The following is a 21,248-nucleotide window of genomic DNA, read 5'->3' on the forward strand; positions in this document are numbered from 1 at the left end:
TGATCCTTCACACTTCAGCAAAAATGACAAGCTGAAATTTAGTGTTTGTCCGCATTTATCTCTCCACCAAAATCTGGTCGAAATTTCCCCTCAATATATTCACGTAAACGGTCTACATAGCCAAAGACAGCCGGTACGACAACGAGAGTGATCACTGTAGATAAAACCAAACCTCCGATGATCGCTATCCCCATGGCAGTTCGAGATTTAGAAGCTTCACCTATCCCAAAAGCAATTGGCATCGTACCTGCGATCATGGCCAGGGAAGTCATTAAAATCGGTCGTAAGCGTTTGGCACCAGCATCGAAGATTGCTTCGGTTCGTGACATTCCTCGTTCCCTCATTTCTAAAATGGCATGATCAACTAACAAGATCGAGTTTTTTGCCACAAGCCCCATTAACAATATCAATCCGATCATACTAAACAAATTTAACATCTCTCCCGTAATTGCCAAGGCATAGAATGCACCTGATATCGCAGGTGGTATCGCAAATAAAATTGTGATTGGAGTGATGAAAGATTCATAGAGTGAGGATAAAACAAGATAAATAAAGATCAATGCCATCCCAAATGCTAGAATGATGTTTTGCATCAGTTCCTTAAAATCTTCTGATTGCCCAACAAACGCATAACTTATACCAGGTGGTGGTGGAATTTTTTCTTTTAGGATCTTCGCTGCTGCCTCAGTTGCTGAAGCAATCGCTCCATTGGGAGTAAGATTGGCATTGATTGGAATCACACGAGATCTATCTTCGCGTATGATACGTGCGGGAGAACTACTAATTTTTGAGTTTGCAACGGCTGAAAGTGGTATCATACGATTTTGTATGTTAGGAACCTTTGTCTCATAAAAATACTTACCCAAATCTCTCTGTTCCTCCTTCAATCGTAATCGTACATCATACTCAATCCCATTCTGAACAAACTTTGCTACTTCAGCCCCTTCCACATGGTACCGAAGCTCAGCCCCCATAACACCTGCCACAACTCCGACTGCTTGCATTTTCGAACGATCAGGGACAACTTGAAATTCTGGTTTTCCAGTCCTGTAAGATGTATCGATATCGGTAAGGTCTTGAATACCTTTTAACTCCTTCATAACTTTTTGTGAATATTCTTCTAAATCTTTTAGGTTTTCACCTTTGATATTCAAATTAAAAGGATATTGCACTCCTCCACCGATTGCAGAATAGTCATTAACTTTTGGACGGACATTTGCATAAGGGATTAATATCTCCCTTACTTGGTCTTTTGTCTCTGCAGTGGATCTTTTTCTATATTCTGAAGGAAGTAGTGCGACAGCAATCGTTGCGATGTTTGATTCACCGTCGGTATTTCCAACAACAGTCGCCAACAAATCGATCTCTGGAATCTTATCAATCAAGACTTTTTGTATTTCTTCAACTCGTTCATACGTTCCCGAAAGAGAGGTACCAGGACTCATTTCAATGTTTACCATAAATTCGCCCTGGTCACTGGCAGGGAGAAATGTTTTTTTCACAAACTTAAGTGATAGCAAACTACAAAATAAAGTCAAAAACGTTAGTAACAGAACTATGGCCGGCCTTTTTAAGGCAAAACCCATGACTTTTGCGTACAGTCTGTCTAATTTATTTTGAAATGCATCAAAATAAACCAGAACGATATTTTTCTTTCCACCATGAGTTGTTTGGCCCGCAAAGTATGCTGATAACATTGGGGCAACAGTTAGTCCATCAAATAAAGAAATGATCATGGCAAACACCACAGTAAGTCCGAACTGTTTAAAGAATTGTCCAACGATCCCTGATAAAAAGCCAATAGGCAAAAAAACCGCAATTACTGTGAGAGAGGTTCCAATCACAGCTAAGGTTACCTCTTCAGTTCCTTTTTGGGCAGCAACGAGAACAGACTCACCCTCTTCTAATTTACGAAATATATTTTCCCGAACAACGATTGCATCATCTACCAATAGTCCAACAGCCAAAGAAAGAGCTAAAAGAGTCATCACATTCATAGTAAAACCCATGGCATACATGATGATAAATGCACCTAACATAGAATTGGGGAGTGCCATACCAGTGATTATTGTAGAACGAACATTGCCCAAAAATAGATAAACAACGAGAACTGCTAAGAGTATCCCAAGAACGATGGCAATTGTAACATCTTCAATATTTGCCCGTATCCAATGAGAACCATCACGGATTAAAATCAATTTTGGCGAACCCGCCTGACCTATCATCTTTTCATTGATTTGTTTGATTTTTATAAGTACGCCATCTGCAACTTCTACTGTGTTTGCGCCGGATTGTTTGTAAACATCCAGAAACAATGCCTTTTTTTGAACTCTTGTTTTTTGGGGAGGCTCATATTTAAAAAGCAACTTTCCTAGAAAGCTTGGTTCTTCTTGTTCTTCTGATGAAACTGGAGCGTATAAATAACCAAGCGTTTGTTTGTCTTGCAAAGAATCTAACACATTTCCTAAATCCTTTACCAGTACTCCTCTGCCCAATTCGCCACCAAAAGAAACCACTGTGTTCTCTATTTGAGAAAGAGATTCATATTTTGCCACGGTCCGAAAGGATGTTTCTATAGCGCCTGAGTCCACTTTCCCAGCAGGAATGTTGGTACCTGAATTTTTGATTTGGTTAGCGATGGAAAGAGCAGAGATCTGGTATTGGTTTAGGCGATTGCGATCTAGTTCAATCCGAACTTCCCTCCTCGTTCCACCTATGATCTTCACCGCTCCAACATTATTTACTTGCTCTAGTTTGGTTTTGATTTGCTCTTTTGCCAGGTCATACAATTCAGCATCTGGTAAGTCCGCAAACAATGAGATACGCATGACTGGTTGGTCTGAAGGATCAAATCTTTGGACTAGAGGTTCCTTTGCTGCTTCGGGTAATTTTGGTCTGACTCGGGCGGTGCGATCACGGACTTGCTGCTCTGCGTATTTTATGTCCGTAGTCAAGGTGAATTCAGCAGAGACAATAGAAATACCTTCCTGATTTCTAGATGTAATTTTTTTCAATCCAGAAATCGAACTGAGCTCTTCTTCTAATAATTTGGAGATCGATGTTTCAATCTCTTCTGGGCCGGCACCAGGATAAACGGTGGAAACAACCACAAATGGAATATTGATATCCGGAAAAAGATCTACCCCTATTCTCTTAAGGCTTATATAGCCTGTAAAGACCATCAAAATTACGATGGATGAAATAAAAATCGGACGTTTGATCGAAAAAGAAGCGATACTCAAACGAAGAACCTCTCATTTTATGATTTGGTACTCCTGTAAACAGGCAATTCCAGAACTCTCTCTATATGTCTTCAATAATGTTGACTTTACGGTCAACATCTTTGAGCGGTTTTCAAATTTTTCTTCAACGAACGAATCAGGACATGAATCACTTAAGAGCAAAATAGAATCAAATTGATTCCAATCTTTCCATCGGTATTTGTGGTCATTGCGCACGGAGCCCTTTGTGTACGTTTTTAACTTCATAGCCAAATCAAAATCGGAGGCAATTAACCTACCTTTTGTGCTATACTTACTTTGATCATGAAAAGCATTTATTAGAATATAATTCTTTTCGGGCGTTAATTGTTCGGCGATTTCCCTTGCTGGCTGGAAAATTCGAACATCCTTGCCACGGTAACACATAGCTCTGGTTTCGAAAAAACGACCAGTCAATAGTCCTTCTTCAGAAAAGAGATTATAGCCAACTAAGGACATAACCGATATTAATACGACATGTGATAAAATTCTATGATTTCGATTTTCAGCTGCTTGGACAAAACGATGTATCCATACAAATCCTAGGACACCCATCGCAGGGATAAATTGGAGCACGTGTCTTGGTTGTTTATTGCCTGTTGTTAGTTCTAAGATCAAAAGCTCTAAAAATAAAATGAGACTTGCGGCCAATAACGGATCTTTCAGCTTGTCCTGGATTTTATAACCAGACCTCGCGATAAAATAAAATAATGAAACACAAGAGATTAAAAGCAAAGCCCTGAATCCCCAGATGAAATCAAAGACACCTGGCACCTTTGGATCCAAACCTGGTTCAGTCCAGAGTGTAAGAAAAAAACTACGTGTGTATTGATTCACGATCATTTGTGCATCAATTAGTGCGTTCACTCTGTCCGGATTCAAGAAAAGCCAAAAAAATGCGGGGAAAATTGCGTAAACCCAGAGAATTTGAACAGTTCTTGGAAGTATAGATTTCACAATTTCTCTTTTTCTATAGATAAAGCTCGAAAAGTCTATGAAAAGTAGGACAGTGATGTAAAACATAAAAGATTTGAACTGTCTTTGGTTTAAATTGAGATCTGATACTACTCTTACGATTGGAAGAGATAAAACCATTGCCACAACAAAAACCAAATAAAATAGCCGAAATCCCTTCGCATAATTTTTATATAAGTATATAACGAAATCTTTGTATGTTCTTCCAGAACGAATTACTTCGTAAACAATGCAGGAGATAAAAAATAAAATTCCATAGGGGTATTTTGTAAAATAAAAGCCAAATAGAGAAATAAATACTAAATACTTTGTACTATTTTTTTCTTGTTTCTGGTTATCTTCAAGGTACAGCTGATATACGGAAAAGGTAGCCAACAGCAAAAAGAACATCGCTTGGGTTTCCAACATAGAAGTTAATGAGTAGACAGGAATTTCTCTTGTTTGAATGCAGAGTACCATCACAAAAAAACTAAATGCCGAGCCCCAAAACATAGAATTTGTCATTCGAATGAGAATGAGAAAAAGTGCGGGAAATGTAAGGATTAGGTAGAGTAAACCTTGGAAAGAATCTCTCCATGGGATAGGCCAATCTGTTGGCAAATAGAGGAGTAAAAAAGTCGTTAGAGAACGAAGGGGGGGCCAGGTAGGAGACTCAAAAAAAGGTAGGATTCCATTCCAATAGTTTCCATTTCGCAAATCAACCGATTGGTCCAGTACTTGAGACAACCGAATGTTTTCATCCCATGATAAAAAATCGTTATTGGGGCAATCATTCAGAAAGACCTGCCAAGCCTTCACTGCATAGTAGCCAAGTAGGAACACGGAAAGTACGAAAAAAGGAACCGACTTTAATATCTTCACCATACTGTATTTAGTATCTCTCTCCTTTTTGTGAAGCCATACTGGTACAATTCACACTGAAATTGTATATTTTTTAACAGATTTCCCCCAACGGGATTCCAAAATAGACCTGTTTTTCACTTTCTCTCTTTGGCTAGAGAGAAAGATTGGGATACGGCACCTCTTTTGGGAGGCATTTACATGAAACGAAACGGAATCCTCGCCCTCACCTTGGTTTCGATATCGATTTTGTCTTTTGTGGGTTTCCTATCACGCCCCATCAAAGGTGACCCAACAAACCAATCCCCCTTTCCTACTGGAACACAGATTGACCCTTTTGAACTCTTTGAGTCCGTACCGGAATACAAAGTTGATGAGACCTTCACTCTACCAAACCAAGTCTCTTTGGAAAGCCTTTACCCTCCTCCTGGAAATCAGGTGAAACAAAAAAACAGCGCTGCCTTTGCGGTGGGCTATGGACTCGTTTCCTTTCTGGTCGCAAAAGACAAGGGCAAGAAAAATCTTAAAGACCTAGACCCAAGATCAGAGAATGGGACAGCCTCTGTCTATTCACCAGCGTATATCTATCATTCCTTGAATGGTGGCCGTGACCAAGGCATCTCTCTTCTGGACGCTCTTTTCTTCGTACAAAGTAGAGGCTCGGTTTCTTTAAGAGAATACCCTTATCTCGCGGATACATTTAAAGTCAGGCCAAATGCCAATCTCATTGAAGTGGGTAGACAAAACCGAATCGAAGAAATTCAAAAGGTCAACACGACACAAATTAAATATATAAAGTATCTCCTGGCCAAAGAGAAACCAGTTGTTACGAATATCTTATGCTTTGATGACTTCCTTCAATTTAAAGGAAGTTCTGTTTACAAATTTAAGAACTCCAAACAAACATTTGGTGCTCAATCCGTAGTTGTAATCGGATATGATGATGATTTGCGTGCTTTTCGTATTTTAAATTCTTGGGGAAAGGAATGGGGAGACCAAGGTTATGCTTGGATTGATTATACCAGTTTCCAACAATTGACGCAAATCGCCTATACTGCCATTCTATCGCGTGACCGATTTACCTTACAAAAGGAAAATGATCTATTTGAGCTACTTGAATCGGATGCCTGGCAAGGAATAGCCCCACCAAAAGATGTGTATGCATCTAAAGGAGAATTTGAAAATAAGATCCGCGTAGTTTGGACAAAAGTTCCACAGGTTATCGGTTATGAGATTTACCGAAGACGGAAGAATGAAAAGAAATTTGAATTGGTCGGACTATCTAGGAGCCATAGTTTTGAAGACTTTGGGGTACAAAAAAATCAAACCTACACCTATCGTATTGTTAGCCTAACCGAAGAAAAATCTTCAAAGCCATCTCATGAGTCAAATGAAAGTTTTGCTTCGACCGAACAAAAGATTACTGAACTTTTACCCATCACTAACTTGGAAGCGAGTAAAGGTATTTATAATGATAGGATCCTACTCACTTGGGATCCCCATCTCAGTGCGGATCAATATTCCATATATAAATGGAATGCTAGTTCAAAACTTTTTAAGTTTTTAGGTAAAACAAACCAGACAAAATTTATAGATTTCAAAGCGAGCAAGAACGGAGACGTCGAAGTCTACAGAGTTGTACCTAGCAAAGGAAATTTAATGGCGGATGGTTCTAGTTATGCGGGAGGATACCTCGATCCTTTACAACAGCTCAGAAATCCTCCCGATCAAATTTTTGTTTCAAAAGGTGAGTTGAACCGTCAAATTTTAGTTCGCTGGAACGAAATTCCTGCCGCAAAGAACTACCTAGTTTTGAGGACCAAAAGTGGGGAAAGTGATTGGGGAATCATTGCAAGGACTAAGGAGACGGAGTTCATTGACTCTGACTTTTCTCAATCTGATTATCTATATGCAATCGTTGTTCAGTTTGAAGACCTAAGTTATTCCCTTCCGTCTAAATTAGAAAGTGGCTATGTAAATCTCACAGCCGCACGAGGAGAAAGAAGTAAAACCCCTTTGATCAGTTTCACAAATGATAAAAAACAAGGACTGATGCTAAGGTGGAACCAATTGAAGAATGTGGAAAGTTATCAACTTTACGTAAGAACTAAGGAAAATAAAAAATGGAACTTACTGAGAAAGATTGATGCCAATGAAACTGAGATCCCTATCCCAGATTTGAGCAAACAAACCTTCCATTTTTTAGCACTCACAGCAAAAGAAAGCAACAAAGAGGAAAGTTTCTTCTCAAACTCTCTTGTTTACGTGCAAACAGAACCAGTTAAAGACTTAAAAAAAGTGAGGACTTTTGGTGAGTCCAATCTAAGTCGATTCCTCGGACCATGGACCGCTATGTATTGGGATGGTAAATCATCTGTGAAGCCGATCAAACTAGATATAGAATCATTGTCTGATGACGAATTTGTTTTGAAGTGGAACCAAAAAGAATTTTTCCGAGGAAGCTACATCATAGATGCTCTTCTCATAGAAGAAAAAGGAAAATGGAAAATCCAATTGTCAAATCAGTATGATTCCTTATCTGCTGAAGTCTACGAGAAAGATTTACTGCCAGAAAAAAGCCGATTGTCCTTTGTACGAGAATAAACTAAAATAGTGTAGAGCTCTCACAATTCTTTCGGCATCGGTTTCGTAGGCCCAGGCATGATTGTGAAAGGATTGCGAGATCTGCCTCTGAATAGTTTGGCGAATTGGTTACAAATTTATAATATAAATCATTTCTTAAAAAGCATTCCCCTTCTATCGTAGAGCACCGATTCCTCTGGATACATTCAGAACGTGGTGAAAAAGGGGCCCCGCAATTGGCTATAAATAGAACCGAAAATAAACTAATGAAAATCAAAAATTTCACGATTAGAAATGCAGCGTTTGGTTTGTAACCGTTTTAAGGTTTAGCTCGGATATGTTTTTGCGTTTTCCAGTCTCATTTTTGATGATAACTTTCCCTTCAATGGAAATTGCCTGATCAAAAACCACTTCGCCATGGATTTCCAGCTCTTCACATTTCACTAATGATGGGTAAACTTTAAACAATTGATCAAAGTCATTGATTTTCTTGTAATACTTTTCATCTAATGTGACCAACATCTCACCTAATCCAAGTTTTTTCCTTTCGGCAGACATTGTAAGAGAAAAGTCTTTATTTAATGAATACGCATCGCTTCGCCTGATCAAATAATCTTCCGTTTTTTTAACAGGGGCAAATCGATCTCGGGGGATTATGATCCCTTTAAACTTTGAGAAATTTCCGACAGCAGAGCCCATAGCAGTCTCCAATTGGAGGACGTCCTGTCCTTCCACCTTTTTGGGATTTACAATTAAGGAGAGCGAAAAATTCCCACTGTTAAATCTATCCCGCAATGCGCGTAGATTGATCCAGAGGTTGTTTGTGGAAAACGTCCGAAATTTACCGAGGCCACTAAATTCATGTTCATGTTCTTTTGGAACTTGGGCTGTCTCTAAAAGTTCAAATTGAGTGAATTTCCCATCAATTAACTTACGATAAATGGCGCCTCCTTTTTTATCTGCAAGGGTTTTTGGCGTCATTTCCATTGCAAACTGAATCCCTTCTTCTAACATAAAGGAAACTATATGAGAATCAACTGTCGCACCTAAGTTATCGCCATTGGATAGAAACGCGATCTCATAACCTTTTTCAATTAATGAGTCTATCAATCCAGTTTCCACTAAGGTAAAATGAATATCTCCATGTCCAGGTGGACACCACTCTTCTTTGGGTTTTGTTAAAGACACAGGAACAAAGTCATCTTTGCTTAGGCGAGGGACTTTGTGTTGGAGAAAACTTGTGGGCAATGTTTGCTGGAATCCAATTCTTTTCAGTTCAGCTTGTGAATCTTCTTGGGTATTATAGGAATCCATTAAAATTAAAGGAATCTCAATGCCATAATGATTCCGAATGTAGGTAACCTGGTCAGCCATGACAGATAAAAAGGAACGATTGTCTTTGATTGGTATTAGTGATTTTGCTTTTTCTAAACCCATGGAGGTACCAAGACCTCCATTTAATTTGATTACAACTAACTTTGCTAAGTTGGCTTTTGTTTCTGGGTAGTGGCTTTGGATTTGCTCTAGGGTGATCTCATCTTGTATTGGGTCTAAATCTCCGACGGTTTCCCAAGATACGATTCCCGTTTCTCCTTTTCGAACTTGGTCCACCTTATCTAAAAAATCTTGAATGAAAGCCTCACTCAATCCTTCACGTTTCATTTTCTCGCGGATCAATTGATCAGAAGTTTCTTTTGAGACTGGCATAGGTTCCCCTCGGTGTTAGTTCAAATCCCCAAGCTGGATGCGGTACGGGACTTCCAGATTTCCTGGTTCCCATAGGAAATATACCAGGATTTCTCTTCCTTCATCCCTTTTTTTGGGCTCATTTTCATTTCGGTCATATTTTGGCATGAACACAAGGAAGTTGTAGATATAGACTATGCGTCCATCACCCCTTTTCTCCTTTTGGATACCCAACTTTTTCGGATCTTCTTTCAGAATCCGGTCAAAAGGCAAAGGGTACAGCCTCTCCCAAGCGAGGGGCAAGGTCTCACGAGCCTTTCGGTAATCAGGTCGACTCTCAGCAAAAAGCCCTTGCGACAAGCCAAACCAGAGAAGCAAACAAAAACCTAAGATTCTCACCGGTCTAGTTTTTAGAGGAGACCATGATATAGATAGACTGCGCACTGTATTCAAAAGCCTGGGAGAGTGAATTGGGGTCAATCCGGGAATTGCCTCTTCCATTTTCTTGGATCAAAGTAACCGATAGAGATGATTTTGAAGTCTGCCAAGAAAAACCAATGCTAAAGCCTCGATTCTTTGAGTATTCATTTCTCGGGTCTGTCCCTGTCCTAGCAATGTTATAGACAAGCGAGGTGTTTTCATTGCCAGCTCTCAGTTGGTTTCCTATGACAGATTGCAAGTATAGGTCAATGGCGGAGTCGGTCCAGGATATCGGTTTTGTATTTGGCTCATTTGTAAAAATTCCACCTAACACGGAAAAGGTATCTGCCAGGTAGTATTCCATACCAAAGGCAAAATTGGTGGTGGCAAATCTTGTGAGCTCACGAATTTCTTGGTCATTCAGAGCGTAGGTAACTCGATTGCCCCGAACACTTACTTGGTCCTGCGAACGAAACTTTTTGTATCCTGACGTATGTATGATATCAAAGGAGGCCAAAAATCGGGAACTTGGAAAATACGCGACACCAGCTCTCAGCTCGGTGGTTTCTGGAATCGATGTGATCATTTTTGGTCGGCTCGTAATCGCACCATTTTCTACTGAAGAAAAACCAGATCCTGTACCTTCAATAAAATCAACAGCAGAACTACCCCGTGGCCTTAAAGAATCCACATACACTTCATTATAGAGCCTACTCCCACCCGTAACAATCGTTCTGCGGATACTTGCCCCCAAGGAGAGTTTAGGCATAGGTTGGAACTGTATACCCAAAACAGGCATTAGCCCAGAGGTAGTACGATTGTCTACGAAACTCCGCATCACGTAAGACAAGTCTGAGAATTGTTGGAATTGAGTCCGAGATATATCCTTGGTGTCATTGATATAATAGAGTGTAGCCCCAACGGAAAGACGGTCATTGATCAAATAGGCAAGGCTTGGACCGATTAGCAACTGATTGTATCTTTCTTTGGTATAGTTCCTTGTCGTATTGATGCTAGGGGCAACCAAGGGGTAGTTTACCTGGTCAGCCCGGTTGTATTCGTAATTGTATGTATTTACAATGGAGAAGGCGAATTTCCATCGATCGTAGTTTTTGAGTAGTCCTATGAAATTTGGATCAAAACCTCTATGTGTTTGGTTATAGGTTTGTCCTGGTGTATCAATATTGATGTAGCTTCTTTTTACATTTTTGAAGTTACTAGCTGAGATCGAAATGCCATCATGATAGGTAAAACCTAATCCAGCAGGGTTGTAGTAGGCTCCCGATGGATCATCTGCAATCGCGGTAAATGCTCCCGCAAGCCCTGCCGCCCGTTCCCCATAAAATCCTTGGATATTATGGAAAGGTTCAGATGCATAGAGACTCGGAACCAAAGCTAAGTATAAGAATAAAGAAAGAAGTAGAAGGGATTTTTGTCTGTATGTCATGGTTTAAATTTGTACTACCGTGCCAGTGATCAAGGTATAGGTAAAAGTGCCATCCTCTTTGAGAACCCCTCTCCAAACCTTAAGGCCAGTCAAATCGGCGGCATCTCCATAGAACTCCGTATAATAGTCATCTGTATTTGTTAAATCGATATTCGAGCCATCACTGGCACTCCCCGTGATGTAGCCCAAGAGGTATTCTTCCAAAGGATCATTGTTTGGATTGATGCCATTCGGATAATATACAGCATAATCTTCCGCAGCAAAGGAACCAGTTCCAAACGTCGTACCAACATTTGAAAGTTTTACAAAGATTTCACCTTCAAAGCGATAGGTTGACTCGTAGTACTTTCCATAGATCGAGGAATCATAAAACCCTAGTTCAGCTTCATCATTGGTTGTGTCAGTTGTTACATCAATATATGCAATGTAATAGTAATCGGCATTGCCTTCTGCATCGAAGGTTTCTTCATAAAAATAAACATTCGCAGCATCCGAATCATCAAAGTAAATGGATCGTAAGTAGCCGCCATCGTTGTCTGTCCGGCCCTCCACTTCCGTACTCACGTAAGAATCACCGCTCTTTACTTCATTTTTGTACTTTAAGGTTACACAACCGCTCGTATTGTTGGCCGACTCACGTTCGCATTCTTCGATCAATGTTTTGGTTTTGGTGAGTGTAGTGTTGCCACGGCCATTGCTTACGGCACGAGTCATGCGCACGAGAGTCTTATCCTTTTTGCCAGATTCGTTGGAGTAACGAACTGATGCATTGACCCGAATGGAACTACCAACAATGGTTACACTTCTGGAAATTGAAGTTAGGACAGCCGTAAGTTCTGTGTTGAACCGGATGACTTTTTGGTATTTCCCATTGGATGGGCAGGCTTGCGGTGTGCCAATAGAATCTGAAAGAGAATAGGAAATCTCGCTATCATAATCGCCAGTCGATAGAGCTCGGAATTGCATAGCAGGTGTAGGTACTTGTTGCCCAAGCTGTGGCAATACCCCTTCATTTTGAAGATTTAAAAGCTCCGCCTTGGCTTCGTCAGGTGACAAACCCAATCGCTCCAATCCATCAACCATCTCATCTAACATAGATTGTGTGATAGATACTGTGGTAAATCCTCCAGGAATGCATGTACCTGGCTTTGATTTTGCTTCCGAATACGCTGCACTCACCAATATCAAATCGCGTTTGGACTCTTGTAAAATCTCCCCCAATACTTCGCCAGCTCCTAACATATCAAATTGAGAGGAGTAACCACTCAGATAAAAGTCGACAGCATCCAAAGCCTTGGAAACACCTCTCGGAGTCTGGCCTGATCGTATGTTAGCACTACCTGTGGTGCTTGGCTTACGCAAAGAGCGAGGGATAGGGACAGCTATGTTTTTAGGTAGCTCAGGATTGATCGCAGAAGAGCCAAGCAAGGCATTTCGGATCAATAACCGGCCTAAAAGATTTTCTATAGAGTTGCTATCATCCTTTTTTTTCTGGCAAGAGCTTACCAAGAGGATAGAGAGAATCAAAGAAAGGATTCGCCACATGCTTGGGTAGGCTAAGGCATTGAGCTAAGGCTGTCAATACCAAAGAGAAATTTGAAAAAAGAGTTTCTTTTTCTCTTCCCTTCCATTCCCTTCTACCCATGCGCAAGCTGCTTCTGCTTTCCTTATTTATATTTTCAGTTGTGAATGTGTACAGCAAAGGAGCACTTTACGTACAAAACCCTAAAGCAAAACTTTTGGCAGAGCCGCAAATGAATGCAGAAGGCAGTTTGCTTCCCTTAGGGGAAAAGTTAACTCCCATCACAGAACAAGGTTTGTTCGTACAGGTAAGGACCAATGAAAAGACAGGATGGGTCTCCAAGTTATTTGTCTCTCCTCTTCCGCCTAGCAGCCAAATCCAATTAGGCAGCAAAAGCCAATCCGTTGAGGCGGTGGTGGCAAGACAAAGGGCCTCTGATTTTACGAAGACTGCGGCCGCTCGAGGGCTTTCTGAAACGGAAAAGATGCGGGTTAGAGGTGGGGCGGATCTATACGATTTCGAAAGTTTGCGTTGGTTGGAATCGCTGGGAACAGAAAGCAAAGTAGATACGAATCAAACAAATGGCACTTCGTCTACTGCATTTGCTAAGCCAGAAGAAAGAAAGGTAGGCTCTGTTTCCGAAGAAACAAAAGCAGAAGTTAAAGTGGGAAGGTCGCTCGCAGCTAGACTCCTAAGAAAATACCCACTCTGGAAAAATAAAGATTTCACCGTCTATCTGGGCCAAGTCGGAAAACAGATTGCCTCTAATTCTTCACGCCCCGAACTGAGTTTCACTTTTGGAGTATTAGATACCGAAGAGGTCAATGCTTTTGCCTGTCCTGGTGGATTTATTTTGATCACAAAAGGTGCTTTAAAAAACATCCGATCGGAATCAGAACTGGCTGGCGTTCTTGGTCATGAAATCGGCCATGTTGCCTTATTTCATTCTGGAGAGTTTATACAAAACAATGTCTATTTAGATATAATTTCTAGTCTCCTTAGTCCACCAGGTGCAGAAGTTGTCAACCAAACAACTGCTAATCTATTGGATGAGATGGAAAAACAATTGTTTGAATCGGGAAGAGACAGCCAAGCAGAGTATGAAGCGGATGAAGCTGGTGTTGTCTATGCGGGTAGTACTGGCTATGGAGTCGCAGGTCTCAGCAACTATTTGATCAGTCTGAGCAAATTGGATAAGGCAGATACTTTAAAAAAGACTCATCCTGATACCTCCAGCCGAATCGCAAAACTGGTGAAAGCCGAAGCGACAGCACAAATCAAAAATGTCCCCTCACCCAAAGAACGTTGGTACCGTTATAAGGCATTTCTGAATTAATGAATCAAAAGTATCTTTTCCCACTTATTTTAGTCGTTATACTCCCTTTATTTTTGATCTTTCTTTTATTTATTTCAGGAGTTTCTAGCTACTTAAACCGAAAGTTTTCGGACGGACTGTTCGCAATCCTACCACACCACTATCATATGTCGGATGAGATTGTTATCATTGATATAGATGAACAAAGCATTGCCAAATATGCCGACGAACTCGCATTTGGGCAATGGCCTTGGAAACGCAATGTATACCCTACTTTACTTAGCTTCACCCACTTGATTCAGCCACCCAAGATTATTTTAATTGATATCATGTTTACGGAGCGATCGGACTATGACCAGGCCTTAATAGATGCAAATGACCAGATCGGTGGCATTTCACATGCCGCAAACTTTCGAATCGACCCTGGTTCAAAAATCCTTCCTACTGTTGCAGAGCGATTCAAAAGATTCGAAATTCCTCTTCCTGACACGAGTCCCTTTCCCATCTATGAGAGTGCGGCTTTTCCCAATGGCGGTATTGGGAATACTACACCCGCAATCCATGTCGTCAATGTGATCCCTGATACAGATGGAGTCCTACGCCGGTTTTCACCCCTTATGCGCTGGCATGAGTTGCACTACCCTACACTCCCCATACAAGCGTTTGCCGAAGGTAAACCATTGGAAATAGAATGGAAGGATGGAGAATTAGAGTTAGAGAGGGAAGATGGGAAGAGAACATCCATCCCTCTTGGCAACAAGGGCTTGGTTCGTACCTATTTTTATTCGGAAGAAGAGGTACGGTCCATCCCTCGTTATTCCGCTGCCGGCATCATAGAGTCGATGAAACAAATCCAAAAAGGCGAAGTGGAAGACCCAGAGCAATTGATTGTTTCTCCCAGCGTTTTTGCCAATAAGATTGTAATTTTAGGTACATCGGCTGCATCCACGCATGACGATGTTGTCATACCCTATGGACTTTTCCCAGGAGTAATGGCACAGTCTGTTTTTGCCTCGAATGTCATCCAAGGACATTGTTTAAGAGAATTGGAAGAATACTTGGGAATACTCTTTGCAGGACTTTTGCTCCTCATCAGCTTATATGTTTTGTTTGTGTCCCAAGCCCATTGGTTTCGAAATTTATTTCCTTTTTTTGCATTCGGTATTTTCCTCTCTGCATTTTACATTCTCTATAGAAATAATCTTGTTTTACCTAGCTCCTATACTCTGATTTCATTTCCGCTTTCCTACCTTCTTGGATTTGCTTACTTAACGTATACAGAAGGAAAAGAAAAAAGAAAATTTAATAGCATATTACGAAACTTAGTCGATCCAGGTGTCGTATCACAAGCCTTAGATGATATGGAAACACTAAAAAGAGGTGGAGAATGGGAAATCACTGCATTTTTTTCTGATGTTGCTGGTTTTTCAAGTATTAGTGAAGAGTTGACAGCAAGTGACTTAGCTCGATTGTTAAATGAGTACCTTTCGGCAATGACTGAAATTCTAAAAGCAAATTCAGGTACCTTGGACAAATACATAGGTGATGCCATTGTTGGGATATACGGTGCACCAATCTTTTACCCAGACCATCCTAAAATGGCCTGTAAATCTGCATTAGAAATGGTAGACCGACTGGAAATTTTACGAAAGCAGTGGATCATTAACAATGATTATACCCCCTCTGCTCGTAATATGAAATTTCGTATCGGACTCAATTGTGGGCTTGCAAAAGTCGGGTTTATGGGTACGGACAGTTTGGCATCTTATACAATGATGGGAGATACAGTAAACCTGGCCTCTCGATTGGAAGCTGCTGCCAAAGATTATGGCATGAATGTTCTCGTCTCAGAAACCATTGAATCTGCCTGCAAAGATGAGTTCCATTTTCGTTTTTTGGACAAAATCCGCGTCAAAGGGAAGGATGCCCCTGTGAAGATCTATGGATTGATTTGTAAGAAAACTGAGGTCACAGAAACTCTTATATCAGGCGAGACAATCTACCGCAATGCATTCCAACTGTATAGTAGCCAACAATGGGACAAAGCCATTCGAAGTTTTGAAGAGGCCATGCACTTTTTTGGTAAAGATGACGCATCTTGCATCGCTTTGATAGAACGTTGTAAGATTTTGTTTCGGGAGCCTCCTCCCCTTACTTGGGATGGGGTATTTACAAGAACGACCAAGTAATTCACTTTTTCCTCGACAAGAAATTCTAAAGGCAAAATCTTCTTAATATGCTTCGGCTTCTCGATACCCTCGAACAATTTTGGGCGAAACTCTATTTTTTCTTACCTGGACATTTGGAGCCTGAGGATTGTTCTGGCAAAGATATATTGATCGTACCTGGATGGGAAGCAGGGAAAGGTTTTTATCGTAGGCTGAAATCAAATTTAGACAATTTAGGGTTTCATGTAGGCATCCTTTCTACTCTTCGCAAACCCAAATCACTCGAAGAGGCAGTACAGCACTTAGCAAAACAAATCCTAACGGCACCTAACGATGTAACTTTGATTGCTCACAATACAGGTGGCTTGGTAGTGCTAATCCTTCCAGATGAGGCCAGACGAAAGGTAAAAAGACTTATTACATTGGGTACTCCGTATCATGGCTCAGAAACATTTAAAAACACTCGGTATTCGTTCTGGGCATACCAATCCGATTGGGTGACAAAGAATTACAAAAATGCCCTCTTCTTTCCTCTTTTCCAACCACTTTCAGCGATAGAAGACTTTTCCTTTTCGCCTCAAGAAAGTACAGAGTTTGGCCAAGGCCGTGACCTCTGGTTTGACATTCCTGGAAACTACAACTTAGTTAGGAGAAAAGAAAATCTCCGAACAATCCGAGAATTTTTAGGCACACCCAAAGACCCTATTATGGCTAGTATTGGTGCCAAACCAAGTTTAGATTTTGCCGCGCCGAAGAAAGTAGAGATCGTAGATTTTTCGAAGTATGATCCAAAACGAAAGTCAGCGAAGAAAACAGTTGCTAAGAAAAAAACGCAGGCAAAGAAAACATCCTCGCCCGCGAAAAAGAAAAAACGCTAAGTTTTAAACCTTAGCCATTTCTTTAGCACAAGATAGACAGCTTTCCATACAGTCTTTGCATTCTTTATGGTGGTCTGCATGTTTTTTACACTCTTTTGCACAGGATTGGCAAATTTCTGCGCAGAGTTGTGCAGACTTCTTAGTAAACGAAGAATTCTGGCTAGCTAAGCTAATAAAAGCATCGCAAGCTGCGATCACTTCTTTTGTAGAGCTCGCACAAGATCCTAAGCTCTTATCTCCACCTGCCATCTCGGAAATACAATGGCTCAAACATAGTTCTGCGGCCAACTTACAGTGGATAGCCGACATTAATGCCTTACTATACTTTGAATTGCCAGAACTCATTTTCATGGATGGATCATGTTTGTGGTCTTCTGCAGCGAGGTTAGAAAGAAGACTTGCTCCTGCAAAAAGTGCAGCGGAATTGGTAACAAATTGTTTGCGATTCATATCATAACTCCTTTTGAATCTAATCTTAAGTAAGGAAAGAATGGTCGAACCAATCTCAGATCAAAAGTCGAATCGTTTGCAAAAATTGTGAATTAGAACTCGGAAAGGATCGAATCTTTCTTGAACTAGGCGCGTTTCTCAATAAAACGAATCGCGAAAGATCACTATTATCTATGAATTGGAGAACATTGTGTTCGTTGTGTTTAGTGCTCTCTAGAGGTGAGTAGGCCTTTTCCCATACTTCTTGGTAGGCGAGTGGACAGGAACAGTCTTTGTGTTCGGAATCTTGTTTGCTTTGGGATTGGTGACAAGGAGGCAGAGATCTTTCTGCCTTTCCGAGAGAAGTCTGGATTTGAGGGCATGCCTCGAGAAGGGAAGAGCGACAAGCCCAAAAGAGGAGAAATCCAACAAGAAGTGTGGCGTTGAGTATTTTTCTTCCCATCATATCTATAGACGAAATCGATTTAAAAAAGATTTCGAATTCCTTTCCAAGCTACCAAAAAGGTACCAACCGTAGATCCAATTTGAGGTAGAAAAAAGATGAGAAAGATTCGAATGACTCTATTTCTCCAAAATCCGGAGACTGTTTCCGAGTCTTCTGCAATCTTTTCAAAATCTTCCACAGTCGGTTTACGTAAATAGGACTCACTCAATGCTGCCACCCAGCCAGCCTTGAAGATCGGAACAAAGGTACCGATGGGTGCCGTTAAAAAAGCAAGAAAAATGGAAATCGGGTGCCCCCAAGCGACCAAAGCTCCGAAAGCGGCTAGACCACCTTTGATCCAAACCAATTGAGAGAGGATGTCGCCGCCCGCTTCTTTCCCTTGCGTATATGTTGTGTAACCAATCAGACCAGCAAAGAAAATCGGATAAATAGCAATCTTAGCATAATCTAACCAAGAACTCTTCGGCAAACTTTCGAGTGGTTCTAAAGGATGCTCATGTTGGATATGCTGTAAGATTCCTTTTAGGTGCCCCGCCCCAACGATAGCGATGATCTTTTTAAATTTACCTTCGAGAGCTACTCTTCTAATCTTTTCTGAAAGATAGATATCTCTTTCATCAATGATAACATTACGAATGGAATCATAACGTCTGGGCAGTTGAGAAAATAGATCATTTAGAATATCTTCACTTTTCATTTCCTCAATCTTTTCAACGGATACATCTTCTTTTACAAACAAAGAAGTGATAAGAGCAGAGAACAAAAATGTCTTAGAAAAAAAACCAACATTTCCCCAGGCACGTTTTAGAGTGGTTTGGATCTCCCGATCGACAGGAACGACTAACAATCCTTTCTCCCTACCCAATTGAATGCCTTTCCTCATTTCATCGCCAGGTCTGACTTTCTGGTTCCCCATTTTTTTTTGGAAAGAGGATAGAATGAGGCTTGAAAGTAGGAGCCACATTTTTCTTTCTTTGAATACCTTAAAGATATCCATTTTTTTCAGATAATCAGGATCTTCTAAAGATTTCATTCTAGAATCACATAACTCAACGCAGATGGCATCCGGTTTTACCTTTTCCACAAGAGCTTCGACGGCTTCTACACTCTTTTCTGAAATATGGGCAGTTCCCAATAAATGAACTTCAGTCTTACCTATGTATTCGACATGATAAGGCTCATCCGTTGTAAAACCTGATTTTCTGCTGCTTTTTGTTTTGGTTGCTGATTTTTTGATTGAAGGCATATGTGGGGAGTTTAATCTCAAAACGATCTGAATGGTTCCATTCTTTAAAGAACAATCTAGATGTCCATAAAATCTAAAATAATCAACGTAGGAATTGCAGATATCAAAGTGGGAGCAGCCGATGTTGTCCTACGTACAACTTTGGGGTCTTGCATTGGGATCGTTTTATATGACCCAGAGCAAAAAATTGGTGCAATCTCCCATATAATGTTAGCAAAAGACCCCACCGGAAAAGACAGCCTCAAGTTCCCACACAAATATGGTGAAACTGCGCTGCCCGAACTCATTCGGATGATGAAAGAAGCAGGTTCGCCTGTTGGCAAATTTTCTTGCCGTATGTTCGGTGGTGCCTCGATGTTTAAAGGCATCAATTCCAATTTTTTACAAAACATTGGAGAACAAAATATACAAATCGTAAGAAAGTTTATGGAAGACCTCAAAGTACCCATCATCGTAGAAGATGTGGCTGGGAACGAAGGCAGAACGATCAGTTTGTATTGTGATGATGGAAGAGTTTTATTAAAAAAAGCGGGTATGGAAAAATACCTATATAAGGTGCGTTAGTCGGCTATGGAAAAGGATAAAGTTGATCTCGTTTTAAAAGACATTACAAAACTTCCTTCCATTTCCTCTGTGGTAACGAAGGTACTGGAAAAATTACAAAAGCCCGATGTGAACATCACTGATTTAGCTACTGAGATTTCAAAGGACCCTGCTATCACTGCTTCCGTCATCAAACTATCAAACTCAGCCTACTACAGAGCATCAAAGCCAATCCGTACTGTCCAAGAGGCTCTGATGACTTTGGGCACAAAAACTGTCAAAGAAATCGTTTTGGTCACAGCCGCAAAAGGTATCCTAGCACAAGACTTAAACCAATACCAATTGGAAGCTGCCCAATTGTGGACGGCATCTTTGTTGGTTGCCGAGATGTCGAGTAAGATCTCCATACACAAAAAACTCGGTCTAGATAAAGACCTAGCCTTTACCTCTGGTCTTTTATGTAGCGTTGGCAAAATCGTTTTAGCTCAATTCTTTCAGCCTGTTATGAACGACTTACGTGCAGAGTTAAAGGACTTTAAAGAACCCTTCCCTGTATTAGAAAAGAAGTACTTTGGCTATACACATATGGAAGTCTCCGAAATTTTACTCAAACAATGGAACTTCCCAAATGAATTAGTAGATGTGGCGGCACATTATCTAAACCCCGAGGCTTCTCAAGTGAACCCATTGCTCACGAGTGTGGTCCACGTTGCGAGTATTCTGATTGTTGTTTCGGGGATCGGAATCGACATCGGTGGAGAATCGGTTCCCCTCTCCCCCTTTGCCCTGCAGAAGACAGGTATCACCGATTTAGATATCCAAAACTATTTTACTCATATACCCGATCTACAAGCTGGTCTTGCTGATCTCTTAAATATGTAAAATGAACCTGATATTAATTGGCCCACGCGGTGTTGGGAAGTCAAAAGTCTCACGCTCTCTTTCAAAACTTTTACAATTTCCAGTTGTATCTACTGACTCTGTAGCAGTTTACGAAGAAGGTGGACTGAGTATCCCCGAAATTGTAAATAAACATGGATGGAAACATTTCCGTGAACTAGAATACCAGATTTTAAAAAAATTAGAATATGCTCATAATCTGATTTTAGATTGTGGAGGTGGGATTCTGTTTGACCTCGCAGAAGATGAAACTGAGATCATCAGTCAGAGAAAATTGCATTTACTCCGAAAAATTGGTAAAATTATTCTTTTGGAAAGAGATTTTGATGAGCTTGTTGGCAAAGTGATTGGAGATAAAACTAGGCCGGATCTTTCCAATAAAAAAGCATATTCTGAAATTCTAACTAAACGCCTTCCCCTCTATAGAGAGGCAGCGCACCACATCTGCCAAGCGGACGGCAAGTCCAAAGAAGAAATAGCAAAAGAGATCAAAAAGTTACTCTTACTCTGAATTTTTTTCCATTTTGCCTATATTTTTAGCATTTTTTGGTTCCGCCTCATTCCTGACCG

The 21,248-nt window shown here is 40.7% G+C and carries 17 protein-coding genes; 7 read left to right on the forward strand and 10 right to left on the reverse strand.

Annotated elements, in window-relative coordinates; all coding sequences use genetic code 11:
- Nucleotides 1–38: 38 nt before the first annotated feature.
- Nucleotides 39–3,242, reverse strand: coding sequence for an efflux RND transporter permease subunit (locus DI060_RS17245; RefSeq protein WP_108978244.1), 3,204 nt, complete (start codon nt 3,240–3,242; stop codon nt 39–41).
- Between the two features lie 12 nt (nt 3,243–3,254).
- Nucleotides 3,255–5,099 (reverse strand): hypothetical protein, encoded by a 1,845-nt coding sequence (locus tag DI060_RS17250; RefSeq protein ID WP_108978245.1) that lies wholly within the window; start codon nt 5,097–5,099, stop codon nt 3,255–3,257.
- Between the two features lie 177 nt (nt 5,100–5,276).
- Between DI060_RS17250 and DI060_RS17255 the strand changes: the two genes are divergently transcribed.
- Nucleotides 5,277–7,679 (forward strand): C1 family peptidase, encoded by a 2,403-nt coding sequence (locus tag DI060_RS17255; protein ID WP_135355092.1) that lies wholly within the window; start codon nt 5,277–5,279, stop codon nt 7,677–7,679.
- 1 nt (nt 7,680) lies between these two features.
- Here DI060_RS17255 and DI060_RS19375 read toward each other — a convergent pair whose 3' ends face one another.
- From DI060_RS19375 to DI060_RS17280, 5 genes are read right to left on the reverse strand one after another with little or no spacing between them, the layout of a single operon-like run.
- Nucleotides 7,681–7,944, reverse strand: a complete 264-nt coding sequence (locus DI060_RS19375) for an LA_0364 family Cys-rich lipoprotein (RefSeq protein ID WP_108978247.1) — start codon at nt 7,942–7,944, stop codon at nt 7,681–7,683.
- A gap of 2 nt (nt 7,945–7,946) precedes the next feature.
- Nucleotides 7,947–9,365: a UTP--glucose-1-phosphate uridylyltransferase gene (locus DI060_RS17265; protein WP_244594486.1), complete on the reverse strand. Its 1,419-nt coding sequence runs from the start codon at nt 9,363–9,365 to the stop codon at nt 7,947–7,949.
- Between the two features lie 15 nt (nt 9,366–9,380).
- Nucleotides 9,381–9,743, reverse strand: coding sequence for a hypothetical protein (locus DI060_RS17270; protein WP_108978248.1), 363 nt, complete (start codon nt 9,741–9,743; stop codon nt 9,381–9,383).
- Nucleotides 9,744–9,747: 4 nt separating this feature from the next.
- Complete coding sequence (locus tag DI060_RS17275; RefSeq protein WP_108978249.1) at nt 9,748–11,211, reverse strand: OmpP1/FadL family transporter; 1,464 nt, start codon at nt 11,209–11,211, stop codon at nt 9,748–9,750.
- A 3-nt stretch (nt 11,212–11,214) separates the two neighbouring features.
- Entirely contained in the window at nt 11,215–12,756 is a 1,542-nt protein-coding gene (locus DI060_RS17280) for a hypothetical protein (RefSeq protein ID WP_135355093.1), read from the reverse strand.
- Between the two features lie 98 nt (nt 12,757–12,854).
- Between DI060_RS17280 and DI060_RS17285 the strand changes: the two genes are divergently transcribed.
- From DI060_RS17285 to DI060_RS17295, 3 genes are read left to right on the forward strand one after another with little or no spacing between them, the layout of a single operon-like run.
- A complete protein-coding gene (locus DI060_RS17285; RefSeq protein ID WP_108978251.1) occupies nt 12,855–14,069 on the forward strand; it encodes a M48 family metalloprotease in 1,215 nt (404 codons plus the stop codon).
- Nucleotides 14,069–16,237, forward strand: a complete 2,169-nt coding sequence (locus DI060_RS17290) for an adenylate/guanylate cyclase domain-containing protein (RefSeq protein ID WP_108978252.1) — start codon at nt 14,069–14,071, stop codon at nt 16,235–16,237. The genes DI060_RS17285 and DI060_RS17290 overlap by 1 nt, the downstream gene beginning before the upstream one ends.
- Nucleotides 16,238–16,284: 47 nt before the next feature.
- The gene (locus DI060_RS17295; RefSeq protein WP_108978253.1) at nt 16,285–17,094 is read left to right on the forward strand and encodes an esterase/lipase family protein; all 810 of its coding nucleotides are present in this window, start codon (nt 16,285–16,287) and stop codon (nt 17,092–17,094) included.
- Nucleotides 17,095–17,097: 3 nt separating this feature from the next.
- On the opposite strand, the gene DI060_RS17300 is transcribed toward DI060_RS17295, so the two are convergent.
- From DI060_RS17300 to DI060_RS17310, 3 genes are read right to left on the reverse strand one after another with little or no spacing between them, the layout of a single operon-like run.
- Entirely contained in the window at nt 17,098–17,544 is a 447-nt protein-coding gene (locus DI060_RS17300; RefSeq protein WP_108978254.1) for a four-helix bundle copper-binding protein, read from the reverse strand.
- A 55-nt stretch (nt 17,545–17,599) separates the two neighbouring features.
- Nucleotides 17,600–17,989 (reverse strand): hypothetical protein, encoded by a 390-nt coding sequence (locus DI060_RS17305; protein WP_108978255.1) that lies wholly within the window; start codon nt 17,987–17,989, stop codon nt 17,600–17,602.
- 19 nt (nt 17,990–18,008) lie between these two features.
- Nucleotides 18,009–19,235: a TraB/GumN family protein gene (locus DI060_RS17310; protein WP_108978256.1), complete on the reverse strand. Its 1,227-nt coding sequence runs from the start codon at nt 19,233–19,235 to the stop codon at nt 18,009–18,011.
- Between the two features lie 60 nt (nt 19,236–19,295).
- Here DI060_RS17310 and DI060_RS17315 point away from each other — a divergent pair, with 60 nt between their 5' ends.
- Genes DI060_RS17315 through DI060_RS17325 form a run of 3 tightly spaced genes read left to right on the forward strand, consistent with a single transcriptional unit; the run spans nt 19,296 to nt 21,189 of the window.
- Entirely contained in the window at nt 19,296–19,799 is a 504-nt protein-coding gene (locus DI060_RS17315) for a chemotaxis protein CheD (RefSeq protein ID WP_108978257.1), read from the forward strand.
- 6 nt (nt 19,800–19,805) lie between these two features.
- Entirely contained in the window at nt 19,806–20,660 is an 855-nt protein-coding gene (locus tag DI060_RS17320; protein ID WP_108978258.1) for an HDOD domain-containing protein, read from the forward strand.
- A 1-nt stretch (nt 20,661) separates the two neighbouring features.
- The gene (locus tag DI060_RS17325) at nt 20,662–21,189 is read left to right on the forward strand and encodes a shikimate kinase (RefSeq protein WP_108978259.1); all 528 of its coding nucleotides are present in this window, start codon (nt 20,662–20,664) and stop codon (nt 21,187–21,189) included.
- Nucleotides 21,190–21,248: the final 59 nt, after the last annotated feature.

Source organism: Leptospira ryugenii (assembly GCF_003114855.1).
In the GTDB taxonomy this organism is placed as follows: domain Bacteria; phylum Spirochaetota; class Leptospiria; order Leptospirales; family Leptospiraceae; genus Leptospira_A; species Leptospira_A ryugenii.

Coding starts and splice junctions, on each gene's coding strand:
- DI060_RS17250 (WP_108978245.1), bottom strand. CDS start 5,099: ATGGTGAAGATATTAAAGTCGGTTCCTTTTTTCGTACTTTCCGTGTTC.
- DI060_RS17255 (WP_135355092.1), top strand. CDS start 5,277: ATGAAACGAAACGGAATCCTCGCCCTCACCTTGGTTTCGATATCGATT.
- DI060_RS17265 (WP_244594486.1), bottom strand. CDS start 9,365: ATGCCAGTCTCAAAAGAAACTTCTGATCAATTGATCCGCGAGAAAATG.
- DI060_RS17275 (WP_108978249.1), bottom strand. CDS start 11,211: ATGACATACAGACAAAAATCCCTTCTACTTCTTTCTTTATTCTTATAC.
- DI060_RS17280 (WP_135355093.1), bottom strand. CDS start 12,756: ATGTGGCGAATCCTTTCTTTGATTCTCTCTATCCTCTTGGTAAGCTCT.
- DI060_RS17285 (WP_108978251.1), top strand. CDS start 12,855: ATGCGCAAGCTGCTTCTGCTTTCCTTATTTATATTTTCAGTTGTGAAT.
- DI060_RS17290 (WP_108978252.1), top strand. CDS start 14,069: ATGAATCAAAAGTATCTTTTCCCACTTATTTTAGTCGTTATACTCCCT.
- DI060_RS17295 (WP_108978253.1), top strand. CDS start 16,285: ATGCTTCGGCTTCTCGATACCCTCGAACAATTTTGGGCGAAACTCTAT.
- DI060_RS17300 (WP_108978254.1), bottom strand. CDS start 17,544: ATGAATCGCAAACAATTTGTTACCAATTCCGCTGCACTTTTTGCAGGA.
- DI060_RS17305 (WP_108978255.1), bottom strand. CDS start 17,989: ATGATGGGAAGAAAAATACTCAACGCCACACTTCTTGTTGGATTTCTC.
- DI060_RS17310 (WP_108978256.1), bottom strand. CDS start 19,235: ATGCCTTCAATCAAAAAATCAGCAACCAAAACAAAAAGCAGCAGAAAA.
- DI060_RS17315 (WP_108978257.1), top strand. CDS start 19,296: ATGTCCATAAAATCTAAAATAATCAACGTAGGAATTGCAGATATCAAA.
- DI060_RS17320 (WP_108978258.1), top strand. CDS start 19,806: ATGGAAAAGGATAAAGTTGATCTCGTTTTAAAAGACATTACAAAACTT.
- DI060_RS17325 (WP_108978259.1), top strand. CDS start 20,662: ATGAACCTGATATTAATTGGCCCACGCGGTGTTGGGAAGTCAAAAGTC.